The organism is Dactylosporangium sp. NPDC050588, assembly GCF_040654975.1.
GTDB lineage: Bacteria > Actinomycetota > Actinomycetes > Mycobacteriales > Micromonosporaceae > Dactylosporangium > Dactylosporangium maewongense.
In genome coordinates, this window is the sequence record NZ_JBFAJA010000079.1 from 21489 (window position 1) to 34587 (window position 13099).

The window sequence follows — 13099 nt, forward strand, 5'->3', positions numbered from 1 at the left end:
CCGTTCGCGGTCGATAAGGTGCCAGCCGTGGAGGCGGAGCCGGGCGTGCGTCAGACGCCGGATGACACCGCGCTTCTGCATGCCCACGCCGCTGGCGATCCGTACGCGTTCGCGGAGATCGTCCGGCGGCACCGCGACCGGCTGTGGGCGGTCGCCCTGCGGACCCTGGGCGACCGCGAGGAGGCCGCTGACGCGCTCCAGGACGCGCTGCTGTCCGCGTTCCGGGCGGCGGGTAACTTCCGGGGCGACTCGGCGGTCACGACGTGGCTGCACCGCATCGTGGTCAACGCCTGCCTGGACCGGATACGACGCCGGCAGTCGCGCCCGACCGTGCCGCTGCCCGAGACGGACATCACACCCGCCCCGGCGACCGACCGCGACACGGCCATGGACGTGCAGCACGCGCTGCAGCAGCTGGCCGTCGACCAGCGTTCGGCGCTCGTGCTCGTCGACGTGCAGGGATACTCCGTGGCCGAGGCGGCCGTGATCCTGGGCGTCGCGGAGGGCACCATCAAGAGCAGGTGCGCGCGCGGGCGGGCCCGCCTCGCTGTGATGCTCGGCCACCTGCGGAACCCGGTCGGCACCGGCGGCGTCCCATCACCGAGCAGCGCTGAGACAGCGACTGGAGCCGCGGCGATCAGGAAGGAGGGCGGCTCGTGACGATGTTCTCCGACGCCGACTTCGACCTGCTCGCCGACTTCGTCGGTGGCGCGCTGGACGGCACCCCCGAAGCGGACGACGTGCGCCGCCGGGTCAGCACCGACGCGAGCTGGGCCGAGGCGTATGCGGCCCTCGTCACCGCCGAGGTGGCCGTCCGGGACGAGCTGACCGCCCTGGGCGCCGAGACGCCGGCCGTGCCGCCGGACGTCGAGCACAGGCTGAATGCCGCGCTGCAGGCCGCGGTCGTCGCACCGACCTCCGACGCGCCGGTGCTCGATCTCGCCCGGGCCCGCGAGGCGCGCCGGCACCGGCGGCAGCGGTGGGCGGTCGGGCTGGCGACGGCCGCCGCGGTGCTGATCTGCGGCGGGTTCGGCGTGACCCTGGTCGTGAGCGAGCAGACCGTCACCAACAGCCCCGGCATGTCCGCGGCCGACGGCGGCCTGAACAACGGCGCCGCGCCGCAGGCCGGGCCCGCTTCGAGCTCGGGCGGCACCAGGACCTCCACCCGCTCCGACGCCGCCCTCGTGGCATCCGGCCAGGACTACGGGCCCGGCACGGTCGGCCAGCTGGCCCTGGGGTCGCCATCGTCCGCCGCGCAGATGCCCGACGTCGAAGGCAGCCGCGGCACCGACGTGGCCAAGTCGGCGAAGCCGCCGGCCGGCGTGCCCGAGGCGTTGCGGCGGCTCACGGACCCGGTGGCCAGGGCCGCCTGCCTCAACGCCGTGGTCGGGGAATACGGTGGTCAGGTGGCAGTGGTCGACTACGCCCGGTTCGAGGGGAAGCCGGCACTGGTCGTCATCGTCGACGGCACGAGGGTCGGGGCCGGCAAGCGGCTGGTCATCGCGGTCGGGCCGGACTGCGGCATCGGCGGTGCGATCGCCGACGAGCTTTACCGCGGCACTGTCTGACCGTAGTGGTGATGTGGCACACGCGTCACCCCACAACGGGAATCATCGGTTCGTAGGATGACGTTTTGCTGGCACAGGCTTAACTCGAGGAGTCGACCGTGGACGAGGTCCGCAACCTGATCATCGTGGGGTCCGGCCCCGCCGGGTATACGGCTGCCGTCTATGCGGCCCGGGCCAACCTCAAGCCGCTGGTGATCGAAGGCGTCACGTCAGGTGGCGCGCTGATGACGACCACCGAGGTGGAGAACTTCCCCGGTTTTCCCGACGGCATCCTCGGCCCGGAGCTCATGGACAACATGCGCAAGCAGGCCGAGCACTTCGGGGCCGAGTTCGTCACCGACGACGCGACCCGCGTGGCCCTGGAAGGCCCCGTGAAGAGCGTGTGGGTCGGCGAGACCGAATACCAGGCCCGCGCCGTCATCCTGTCGACCGGCTCCGCCTGGCGCCCGCTCTCCGTCCCGGGGGAGCAGGAGCTGCTCGGGCGGGGCGTGTCGTCCTGTGCCACCTGTGATGGTTTCTTCTTCCGTAACGAGGACATCGTGGTCGTCGGCGGCGGTGACTCGGCGATGGAGGAGGCGACGTTCCTCACCCGGTTCGCCAAGTCGGTGACGATCGTGCACCGGCGCGAATCGTTCCGTGCCAGCAAGATCATGGCGGAGCGCGCGCTGGCCAACGAGAAGATCCAGGTCCGGTGGAACAGTGTGGTGACCGAGGTCCTCGACCGCGGCGGCCGCGTCGGCGGCCTGCGCGTGCAGGACGTCAACACCGGCGAGGAGACCGACCTCGAGGTGGCCGGCGTGTTCGTGGCGATCGGCCACGACCCGCGCAGCGAGCTGTTCCGCGGCCAGGTCGAGCTGGACAACGCCGGCTACGTGAAGGTGGCGTCGCCGAGCACCCGCACCAACATCGAGGGCGTGTTCGCCGCCGGTGACCTGGTCGACCACACCTACCGGCAGGCGATCACCGCCTCGGGCACCGGTTGCGCGGCGGCCCTCGACGCCGAGCGCTACATCGCCACGCTGTAACTCAGAACGCGGAGCACGACAGTTCCACAACAGGTAGAGGAGTGCGCATGGGAGCCATCCAGCCGGTCAGCGACAAGACCTTCGAGGCTGACGTCCTCAAATCCGATATTCCGGTTTTGGTGGACTTCTGGGCTGAGTGGTGCCAGCCGTGCCGGAAGATCGAGACGATGCTCAACGAGATCGCCGTGGGCGACCTCGCCGACAAGGTGAAGATCGTCAAGGTCGACATCGACAGCAACCCGGAGACGGCCCGCGCTTACCAGGTGCTGTCCGTCCCGACACTCACCGTGTTCAAGGACGGCGAGCCTTTCCGGTCGGTCGTCGGCGCGAGCCCGAAGAGCGCACTGGTGCGTCTCATCGAGTCTGCGCTCGAGCCAGCCTGAGGCCAGCCACAAGCATTGACGCGCCCCGCCTTCAGGTAAGGCGGGGCGCGTTTTCGTCAAAGGCCGCGTGATGACGCGTCCCTGTGCCGTGAGCGGTACGCTGCGGTGCATTCGCTGGCTTTTTCAGGAGGACCACATGCGGGCAATCCGGCGCGGGGCGCGGGGAGCGGCGGTCGCCGAGATCCGCAGCATTCTTGTCGTGCTGGATCTGCTGGCTGACACCGCACCCCAGACCGATCCCGAGTTCGACGAGGCCACCGAGCGCGCGGTCCGCGCGTTTCAGCAGAGCCACGGCCTGACGGTCGACGGCGCGGTCGGCGACGAGACGTGGCGGTCCCTCGACGCGGCGCGGTGGCGGCTGGGGCAGCGGGCGCTGTTCCACACCGTCGGCGACCCGTACATCGGCGACGACGTCCGTCAGTTGCAGGAGCGCCTGCTGGAGATGGGCTTCAACCCTGGACGCGCCGACGGGATCTACGGCAGCCGCACGGCGCACGCCGTCGCGCAGTTCCAGCGCGAGGTCGGCCTGCGGCCCGACGGCGAGTGCGGGCCGGCCACGGTCGGTGCGCTGCGCCGCCTCGGCCGCAAGGTGATCGGCGGCCGCCCGCAGCTGCTCCGCGAGGCGGAGGCCTTCCGCGCCTCCGGCCCGACCCTGCTCGGCAAGCGCATCGTCATCGACCCGGGCCACGGCGGACCCGACACCGGGCACGTCGTCCCCGACGGTCCGCTCCGGTGGGCGGAGGCGGACCTCGTATATGACCTCGCAGCCCGTCTGGAAGGCCGTCTGGCGGCCGCGGGCATGCGGGTGAACCTCACCAGGGGTCCGCAGCCCACGGCGGCTCTCAGCGACCGTGACCGGGTCCAGCTGGCCAACGAGCTCGGCGCCGACCTTCTCATCTCGATCCACCTCGACGGCTACCGCAACCCCGAGGCCGAGGGCGTCGCCACCTACCACTACGGCACCGTCTCCGGCCCGACGTCGATCGTTGGCGAGCGGCTCGCCAAGCTCGTGCAGCGCGAGATCGTCGTCCGCACCGGGCTCCGCGACTGCCAGACGCACGCGAAGACGTGGGAGCTGCTGCGCCTCAGCCGGATGCCCGCCGTCCGGGTGGACGTGGGCTACCTGACCTCGCCGACCGACCGCGAGCGGCTCATCGACCCGGCGTTCCGCGAGCGGGTCGTCGAGGCGATGATGGCCGCGGTGCAGCGCATGTATCTGCCGGTCGAGATCGACGTGCCGACCGGCTCCATCGACGTCAGCCTGCTGCGGGCGCTGACCAACAACGCCGTCTGAGGCGCCTCCAGCGCCTACCAGGGCCTATCCAGCGCCTACCAGTGCCTCCCAGGCCGCCGTTCAGGCCGGGAGGCACTGTTCGTATTGGGCGGCCCTTCAGGGCCGCGTGGTCCCGGCCCCTCAGGGCTGCATGGTGCGGGTCGCCGGCCGCACCGGCAGCACCGGGCGGAGCAGCGACTCCGGGCTCATCGAGCCGAGCAGCTTCTCCAGCGCATACTCGACGTCCGACTTCCACGACAGCGCAGTGCGCAGCTCCAGCCGCAGCCGCGGGTAGCGGGGGTGCGGCCGCACGGTCTTGAACCCGATCGAGGTGAAGAAGTCCGCCGGCGCGAGGCAGCCCTGCTCGTTGCGGCCGGCCTCGTCGACCTCGCCGAACTTCGCGTCGCCGAACGCCTCGATCGCCTTCACGCCGCGCTTCGTCAGGTCGCGCGCGACGCCCTGGACGAGCATCCGCCCCAGCCCGCCGTCCGCGAACGGCTGCACCACGTGCGCGGTCATCAGCAGCACCGCGTCGGGTGACACCGGCGAGGTCGGGAACGCCATCGACCTCGGCACGTACGCCGGGGGAGCGAACATCACGAACCCCGCCGGCATCCCGTCGACGTACACCAGCTTGCCGCAGGAGCCCCACTCGAGCAGCGTCTGCGACACCCAGGCCTCTTTTTCGAGGCCTGGGTCGCCGTTGGCGCAGGCTCTGTCGGCGGCTACCGGGTCGAGCTCCCAGAAGACGCAGGCACGGCACGATCGAGGTAGATCCTCGAGGGTGTCGAGCGTCAAACTCACGAGACGTCGCGACATTGGCCCATCTCCGCGCGCGCTGCTTACGTACGGTCAACCGTCATGATGGTACGCACCGATCACGGGCCGCGGGAGTCATCCGGCGAGAGTTCCTCAGTCGGCGTCGCCCCTGCGGCTCAGGTGCCTCAGCAGCACCGTGCGCCGCGGCCAGGTCACGGTGCGTCTGGCTCCTTCTTGTCCAGCACCGGCGCCGCGTCTCCTCCTTGGTGGGAAGGCGCCGCCCCCGGCCCTGCTGCCGCCACTGGCCCCGCCGGTTCGCCGGTCGCCGTTGCCGCACCGGACGCCGCCGCGCTGGTGGCCGCTGGACCGGGAGCCGCTGCTCCCGGTGCGGGCGTTGTGGTGCTTCCGGCCGTACCGACGCTGCCACCGCCGACAGAAGGCTCGCTCGCCGCCGCCGGCTCCGGCGGGTCCACGTGAATCCCCGCGTCTCCGAGCGCCGCCTCCTCGCGGAACCGCGCCGGCGCCGTCCAGTTGATCCGCGGCGGCTCGGCGAGGGGTCGCCCGCCGAACTCCGCGAGCCAGGCGGCGACCAGCGCCAGGTTCTCCCGCCACTGGTCTTCCGGGATCGGCGGCAGGATGTCATCCCACAGCGCGAGGAACGTCCCCTGCAGTTGCAGCCGCCCATACGGTCGCGCGAGGAACCACAGGTGCAGGTGCGCGGCGCCGTCGCCCCACCGGTTCACGTGGACTCGCGCCACCCCGTCGAGCGACCGGATCGCCCGCTCCAGCCGCACCGTCATCACGCCGAGCTCGGCGGCGAGCATGTTGGGCAGATCGCCGAGGTCGAGGTGCGACCGCGACTCGAGGATCAGCACGGCCGGCAGCCCGGTGGGCCGGTCGAGGCTGCGCACCCGCCACCGGTCGCTCACCCAGATGTACGCCTCGTCCGGCGCCCCGCACGCCCGGCACTCCGCCGGGTTGTCCCCATGCCGTGGCGGCTCGATCGGCACCGGGTCGAGCAGACGCTTCACCCGGAGGTCACCCTCGAACGGGAACGTGGGCCAGTAGGTAAACGAGGGCAGCTGCGATGGCGTCTCGGACACGAGCCGACCCTAGCCCAATCGCAACCCCGCTGTCCGCACCCTGTGGACAGTGCACCCTAGGGACCTTCGTCCACAGGCACCTAAGCCCTCTACCACGCGGTTTCACGTGAAACGGTGAGCCTGTGGATAACCCCTGTGGATAAAGTTCCCCCAGAACGATCCTGAGGCGAAATCCAAACACCCCAAGATTTCGCCCCCAGCCGTTCTGATTGGCGTTTTCGGCGTTTGTACGACTAGCGCCAGCCCGTCGCCCGTACCAGGCCGCTCCACCGGCACCCTTCGCAGGTCCTTCAGACACACCGCCAAGCGCTGCCACGGTCGGCGCGCCCCTTCACCCACTCGACGGGCCACGACGGCCTCCGGTCGGGCCGCGACCGTTTCGTAGACGCGCCCGCCCGATCGCCGCGACCGCATGCGGGCGGGGGAGCCGACCCTCCACCGACGCGACCGGCATCAGGCAACAGGCCGCACGTTCTTGCTTCTTGCTCGAAGTTCGAAGCCGCGCCCCGTCGTGCCGCGACCGCCGCCGCCTGAGGTCGCGACATCTCAACGGCCTCGGTCTCCCGGGCGAACTTCGCCCAGATACACCGCGGTCCGGGCCGCTGCTCCTTCTGCAGCTGCCCGGACCGTTGGCCGGATCGTTCACCGCGGACGTCGCCGCGGCCGAGAAACTCAGTGCTACTGCTCCCGCTGCTGGCCGCGCTGGTCGACACCGATGATGCCGACGATGCGCTCCAGGTCGTCCACGGTCGCGAACTCGATCGTGATCCGCCCCTTGCGCTGGCCGATGTCGACCTTCACCCGCGTGTCGAACCGGTCCGACAGCCGGTCGGCGAGGTCCGACAGCGCCGGCGCGTGCGGCTTGGCCCTCCGCTGCGGCGCCGCCTTCTTCGCCGTAGCGCCCTCGGACACCGCGAGCGAAACCATCTCCTCGGTCGCCCGGACCGACAGGCCCTCCGCGACGATCCGGTGCGCGAGCGTCTCCTGCTCCTCGGAGTTGTCGAGTCCGAGGAGCGCGCGGGCGTGCCCGGCGGACAGCACGCCAGCGGCCACGCGACGCTGCACCTGAGCGGGCAGGTTCAGAAGCCGGATCGTGTTCGAGATCTGAGGGCGGCTCCGGCCGATGCGCCGCGCCAGTTCCTCGTGGGTCGCGCCGAACTCCTCAAGGAGTTGCTGATACGCGGCCGCCTCTTCCAGAGGGTTGAGGTTGGCGCGGTGGATGTTCTCGAGGAGCGCGTCGCGGAGCATCGCGTCGTCGCGGGTCTCGCGGACGATGGCCGGGATCGCTTCCTTGCCGAGCGCCTGTGCCGCGCGCCAGCGACGCTCGCCCATCACGAGTTCGTACTTCTTCTGCGCGCCCGACTCGTCGTCCGACTCGACCGGCTCGGTGAGCTCGCGGACGACGATCGGCTGCAGGAAGCCGACCTCCTGGATCGAGGTCTTCAGCTCCTCGATCGCATCGTCGTCGAAGACCTGCCGGGGCTGCTTCGGGTTCGGCACGATCGACGTCACCGAGATCTCGGCGAACCGCGCGCCCGGCACCGGAGCGAGCTGCTCCACCGAGGAGTCGGCGGCGGTCACGCCGTTGGTCGGGGCGTCGGTCTCGGCCGGGGGAGTCGCCAGCGCGGTGGCGGTGCCGCCCGTCGCGCTCTCAGCCGTCGGCGCGGCGGTGGGGATGAGGGCACCGAGCCCCCGTCCGAGACCTCCACGTCGGTTCGACTTCATGCCACTCCTCCAACCTGCGCATCGTGCGCACCGCGCAGCGCGATTTCCTGCGCCGCCTCGAAGTAGCTCACCGCACCGCGGGAGCCCGGGTCGTACGTCATCACGGACTGGCTGTAGCTCGGCGCCTCGGACACGCGAACGTTGCGGGGGATGACCGCGTTCAGACACTTCTCGCCGAAGTGGTTCCGGACGTCCTGCTCGACGAGGTCCGCGAGGCGGGTCCGCCGGTCGTACATCGTCAACAGCACCGTCGAGATGTCGAGCTTCGGATTCAGGTGCGACCGCACAAGCTCGATGTTGTTCGTGAGGGCCTGCACGCCTTCCAGGGCGTAGTACTCGCACTGGATCGGGATCAGCACCTCTTCGGCCGCGACGAGCGCGTTGACTGTCAGCAGGCCGAGCGACGGGGGGCAGTCGATGAAGATGTAGTCGTAGTTGCTCCCGCCGGCCTCGATCGCCCGCTTGAGGCGCGACTCGCGGGCGACGACCGAGACCAGCTCGATCTCGGCGCCGGCGAGGTCGATCGTCGCGGGCACGGCCCACAGGTTCGGGATGCCCTCAACCTGCTGGGTCACCGCGTCGAGCGGCGCGCCGTCGATCAGACAGTCGTAAACGTCCGGCACGCCGGAGTGGTGGGGGACGTTCAGACCGGTGGAAGCGTTGCCCTGCGGGTCGAGGTCGATCACCAGGACGCGGTTGCCGTGCAGCGCCAGGGCCACGGCGATGTTGACCGCCGTGGTGGTCTTACCCACGCCGCCCTTCTGGTTCGCCACACACATCGTGCGCCGCCGTGGCGGACGGGGCATCGTAATCTCCCCGCTCGGGTTGAGGATCTCCACGGCGCGCTTTGCCTCCTGAGCCAGCGGGGGGTCTTCGGTTTCACGTGAAACATACGCGTCTGTCATGGCGCCCTCGGTATCCGCGGTGACGACGGACGGGTGTGGCCGGGGGGACGGACTGCTCCGTCGCTCGGACCTCATATCTGCTCTCGTCTCGGCTTTCGCTTCGTCTGCAGCGGATTGTGAATCGGCTCTGGGCACGACCGGTTTTCCGCCCCGGCCGTAAACAGTACCGGTAGATGCGCGATCGACTGGGCCGCTGTCGCGAAAGTCCACCGTGGTGCCGCGTGTCGTTTCGGCCGGGCTGTCGACCCGCGGCTGGGGCACTGGCCGCGCGGGCGGACGAACCCCCCAGCCCTCGATTTCCTGGCCATCGGATCCCTGCGCATTCGCCGCTTGGGCGACCGGTCCAGGACTGTCCGACTGATGGGTCCCGTGCCCGTAGTCCGGGCCGGGAACGCCGGGCTCGCTCACTGCACCGAAACCGGAATGCGCGACGTGCCCTGCGGGCGAGCCGTAGAGGCCTCCGGCGCCGGCGGCCGGTCGCGGACCTATCGGTGTTTCACGTGAAACATGAGAGCTGCCATCGCCGTAGTCCGGACCATCACCGCTGTCGCGCACCATGTCAGTCCCGTCCCGCTCGGAAAGATGTGCACTGCCGGCCGTCAGCGACGTTGTGCCCACCTCCGGCGCACCGCCCGACGCGAGGTCTCGAGTGACTGCGGTGACCGGCGCCGGGAACGCAAGAACGGCGCGCGGCCAGCCTACGGCGCACAGGCGACCAGAGCCATGGCCGATCGGCGAGTCGTTGGTCTTCTCACTCGCATTCGGCCGTAAGAAGACCAGAAAGCCGTCGACTCGGCGTAGGAGACCGCCGAGTCGCTTGGTCGGTGCGGCCGGCCAGCCGCTGTTGCAGTTTCTGATGTCCATCGTCGAACCCCCGCGTTCCCCCGTGTCCGGAGGACGCTTTCGGCCCGCCCCCCGGTTTACCGCCCGCGCTTGCCTTTCCGGCGCTGCGCGACTTCCCGCTCCCGCACGACCTCGACGACCGTCGTCGGCTCGGCGAGGACGGCGTCCCCGCACTGCCGTACCGACGGCGCGCCCGCTCCAAGCCGGCTCAGGACTTCTGCGTGCTCGGCGATCTCCGCCGCGGCAGAGGATCCCTTGAGCGCGAGCAGTCGCCCACCGACGGCGGTGAGGGGAAGACACCATCCGGCAAGCCGGTCCAGCGGTGCGACTGCTCTGGCGGTGACGACATCGGCGAGGGGAAGCTTCCCGACGCACTCCTCGGCCCGCGCCCGGACCACGGTGGTCCGCTCGAGGCCGAGCGCCGTCACCGCTTCGGTCAGGAACGCGGTGCGTCGTGCGAGCGGCTCGACCAACGTGACGAACAGGTCGGGACGAGCCACTGCCAGCACCATACCGGGCAGTCCGGCGCCGGAGCCGACGTCGACGACCGTGGCGTCCGATTGGATGAGTTCGCCGAGGACGGCGCAGTTGAGCATGTGGCGTTCCCAGATGCGCGGCGCCTCGCGAGGGCCGATCAGCCCTCGCACCACCCCGTCGGTGACGAGCAACTGAGCGAACCGCTCAGCCAACGGGAGCCGATCGCCGAACACCTTCTCGGCGGCCGGCAACACCTCGTTCGGAACAGCACCATCCATGCGGTCAAGCAAATCACGCCGCCCCCGCGCGACCGGCCACTGGGGACAGATCGGCGCACGGGGGCGGCGAGAAGAGGGCCGTGTCTTCGTGCGGCCCCGGATGTTTCACGTGAAACGTCGCTCCGCGGCCGTCACGGCGTTGCGGAAGAGCATCGCGACCGTGGTGGGGCCGACCCCGCCGACGCGCGGCGTGATGGCGCCCGCGACCTCCGCGCACGACTCGTCCACGTCGGGCAGGAGCCGCCGGCCGGAGTACCGGACCCCGCCGCCGATAACCGTCGCGCCGGGCTTCACGTGCTCGGGCTGGATGATGCCCGGCACGCCGGCCGCGGCGATGAGGATGTCGGCCCGCTGCGTGTACCGCGGCCAGTCCGCGACACCCGTGTGCACGACCGTCACGGCGGCGTTGGCGGTCGGCCGCTTCTGCGACAGAAGCATCGCCAGCGGACGCCCCAGCGTCGCCCCACGCCCGAGGATGACGACCTCCCTGCCGCTGACCGGAATCTCGTAGTGCGCGAGGAGCGCCTCGATTCCGGCGGGCGTGCAGGGGAGCGGCCCGGGCATGCCCGCGGCAAGACGCCCGAGGTTCAGCGGGTGCATGCCGTCGACGTCCATGTCCGGATCGACCCGCTGCAACGCGACGTCGTAGTCAAGGTGCTGAGGCGTCGGGTACTGAATGAGCAACCCATGCACGTCGGGGTCAGCGTTGAACCGGTCGATGACCGCGTGCAGCGCCTCCTGCGTCGTGTCTGCCGGCAGGTGCTCGTGCGGCGACTCGAACCCGAGCTCCGCCGCCTGCCGCTGCTTGATGCGGATGTACCCCGCGCTCGCGTCGTCATCGCCGACAAGGATGGTCGCCAGCGAGGGCACAACCCCCCGCGCGCGCAACGCCGCCACCCGCGTCGCAACGTCAGCCAGGATCTTCTCGGCGACAGGAGCGCCGGGCAGGAGAACAGCAGTGGTCGTGGACATACGACTCCCCGACGTGAGGACCCAGGCGGTCGACCCTCACAACTCGAGCTCCCCGATGGTCCGTCCCATCCCGGTGCCGCCAGTCGCGTCTGCCACCCATTGTCCCCGATCCCATCCCCTCCCGACCACGCGGGGACGAACCCCAACGAAGGAATGCAGGAACAACACCACCGCCGACACGCCCCACCCAGGACGCCATCACCAGCCCTCCGTGACGCGCCGCCCGCCCCTTGTACGGCCGTCAGCCGCGAGACCGGGCAGACAGGACCGCGCCGACTCCCGCAACGTGCGGACGACGCTTGTGGCGCCGGCCTGCATCGCGCTCGGGACCAGCTGTGTGGATCCGGCGGGCGGCCGGCGCCCTGGCATCCAGCAGCGTGGTGATCGAAGGCCAGCCCTGGTCGCGATGACGGCCAGCACACTCCTTCGATCAAGCTGTCGCTTCCCCGTGGTGCGTCGTGTCCCACGGTGCCCGCGCGCCGCGCTCTGTATTGATGGGAAGATCCCGCACCCTCGTGCCGCATGCCGGGTGTCGCGTCGCGGCCTCGTGCCGCAGGCCCGGTGCGTCTGTGTACGACAACCCGGACGCGAAGGCGGTGGCCGGCCACAGTGCAGTCGGCACGGCGCTCGACTCGACCGAAAGCTACAGCCGGGACGCGGCGCACGGGCGGGAACACAGACGCAGGGGACGGAACGTTCGCCAGGAGACGGGGCACACTCAGCGGCACGCGGCTACGGGCGCAAGCCACGGGTGCGAGGCACGGCCGCAACCAAACGTCGATCGGGCACGGATCGGGGCGAGCAGTCGAAGTGCCGACCCCTGTGCCACCAGAGCCCAGAAGCACGGGGCGCGCGAAGAACAGGGCGCGAGGGCGCGGGGAGCAGCGACCAACTGGTGCGTGGAAGAGCGAGGCCCGTATGCGCCCCGCGAGGTGCGGGGTTGGACGCGGGGGACAAGGCACGGAGACGGAACGTGCGGGGCGTGGGCAAGCAGAGTGGAGGCAGGCGGGTGGGTGGGTGTACGGAGGTGAGCCGCAAACGGAAAAGCGGGGCACCCCGTCATGGGGTGCCCCGCTCGCGGTTGGGCTTGGGTCAGGCGACCGGGCGGACCACGATCCGGCGGGCCGGCTCGACGCCCTCGGACTCGCTCTCCACGCCGGGGAGGGCGTTGATGACGTCGTGGACGCACTTGCGCTCGAAGGCGCTCATCGGCTCCAGGCGGACGGCCTCGCCGTACTCCTTCACCTTCTCCGCGGCGTTCTTGGCGATCGCGCCGAGCTCCTTGCGGCGCAGGGCCCGGTAGCCGCCGACGTCGAGGAGGAGACGGCTGGGGGAGCCCGTCTGCCGGAAGACCGCGAGGCGGCTCAGCTCCTGCAGTGCCTCGAGGGTGGCGCCGCGCTGGCCGACGAGCGCCTGGAGGCGGCGGCCGGAGCCGTCGCCGCCCTCGACGACCTCGACGACGGGGCGGCCGCTGACGACGAGCTCGTCGATGTCGCCGTCGTAGTCGAGGATGTCGAGGAGGCCTTCGACGTAGTCGGCCGCGATCTCGCTCTCCCGGAACAGGTCGGCCGCGGCCCGGCCGTTGCTGCCGCCGGAAGCCTTCGCCGATTCGCCGTCGCTGGAGTCGGCGTCCTCGTCGGCCTCGTCCGTGTCGTCGGCGTCCTCGATCTCGTCGAGGTTGGCGTCCTGATCCGCAGCGTCGTCCTCGGTGCCGCGCGCGTCGAGATCACTGGTGGTGTCGGTCACGAAACTCATCTCCGCTTGTTTGGGGCGCCGAGGCGCCGTCAC

The 13099-nt window shown here is 70.6% G+C and carries 12 protein-coding genes; 5 read left to right on the top strand and 7 right to left on the bottom strand.

What is annotated here, in order from left to right; genetic code table 11:
• Positions 1-27 precede the first annotated feature (27 nt).
• The 5 genes from sigM to AB0I21_RS42350 all read left to right on the top strand — a co-directional run bounded on the left by sigM (position 28) and on the right by AB0I21_RS42350 (position 4270).
• Positions 28-660: an RNA polymerase sigma factor SigM gene (sigM, locus tag AB0I21_RS42330; RefSeq protein WP_360569323.1), complete on the top strand. Its 633-nt coding sequence runs from the start codon at positions 28-30 to the stop codon at positions 658-660.
• Positions 657-1568: a hypothetical protein gene (locus tag AB0I21_RS42335; protein WP_360569324.1), complete on the top strand. Its 912-nt coding sequence runs from the start codon at positions 657-659 to the stop codon at positions 1566-1568. Before sigM ends, AB0I21_RS42335 begins: the two co-directional genes overlap by 4 nt.
• Positions 1569-1666: 98 nt before the next feature.
• Positions 1667-2593, top strand: coding sequence for a thioredoxin-disulfide reductase (gene trxB, locus AB0I21_RS42340; protein ID WP_360569325.1), 927 nt, complete (start codon positions 1667-1669; stop codon positions 2591-2593).
• Positions 2594-2640: 47 nt separating this feature from the next.
• Positions 2641-2976, top strand: coding sequence for a thioredoxin (trxA, locus tag AB0I21_RS42345; RefSeq protein WP_033359929.1), 336 nt, complete (start codon positions 2641-2643; stop codon positions 2974-2976).
• A 136-nt stretch (positions 2977-3112) separates the two neighbouring features.
• Entirely contained in the window at positions 3113-4270 is a 1158-nt protein-coding gene (locus AB0I21_RS42350) for an N-acetylmuramoyl-L-alanine amidase (protein ID WP_344508511.1), read from the top strand.
• A gap of 120 nt (positions 4271-4390) precedes the next feature.
• Here the strand turns inward: AB0I21_RS42350 and AB0I21_RS42355 are convergent, their stop codons facing one another.
• From AB0I21_RS42355 to AB0I21_RS42385, 7 genes are all read right to left on the bottom strand, one after another.
• Positions 4391-5068, bottom strand: coding sequence for a GNAT family N-acetyltransferase (locus AB0I21_RS42355; protein WP_344508509.1), 678 nt, complete (start codon positions 5066-5068; stop codon positions 4391-4393).
• A 152-nt stretch (positions 5069-5220) separates the two neighbouring features.
• Complete coding sequence (locus tag AB0I21_RS42360; RefSeq protein ID WP_360569350.1) at positions 5221-6090, bottom strand: hypothetical protein; 870 nt, start codon at positions 6088-6090, stop codon at positions 5221-5223.
• A gap of 699 nt (positions 6091-6789) precedes the next feature.
• The gene (locus tag AB0I21_RS42365; protein WP_360569326.1) at positions 6790-7836 is read right to left on the bottom strand and encodes a ParB/RepB/Spo0J family partition protein; all 1047 of its coding nucleotides are present in this window, start codon (positions 7834-7836) and stop codon (positions 6790-6792) included.
• Positions 7833-8816: a ParA family protein gene (locus AB0I21_RS42370; RefSeq protein WP_344508616.1), complete on the bottom strand. Its 984-nt coding sequence runs from the start codon at positions 8814-8816 to the stop codon at positions 7833-7835. Before AB0I21_RS42370 ends, AB0I21_RS42365 begins: the two co-directional genes overlap by 4 nt.
• A gap of 845 nt (positions 8817-9661) precedes the next feature.
• Positions 9662-10339: a 16S rRNA (guanine(527)-N(7))-methyltransferase RsmG gene (gene rsmG, locus AB0I21_RS42375; protein WP_360569327.1), complete on the bottom strand. Its 678-nt coding sequence runs from the start codon at positions 10337-10339 to the stop codon at positions 9662-9664.
• A 105-nt stretch (positions 10340-10444) separates the two neighbouring features.
• Positions 10445-11311 carry a tetrahydrofolate dehydrogenase/cyclohydrolase catalytic domain-containing protein gene (locus AB0I21_RS42380; RefSeq protein ID WP_354889668.1) on the bottom strand — a complete coding sequence of 289 codons (867 nt, stop codon included), beginning with the start codon at positions 11309-11311 and terminating at the stop codon, positions 10445-10447.
• A gap of 1092 nt (positions 11312-12403) precedes the next feature.
• Positions 12404-13066, bottom strand: coding sequence for a R3H domain-containing nucleic acid-binding protein (locus tag AB0I21_RS42385; RefSeq protein ID WP_344508501.1), 663 nt, complete (start codon positions 13064-13066; stop codon positions 12404-12406).
• Between the last annotated feature and the right edge of the window lie 33 nt (positions 13067-13099).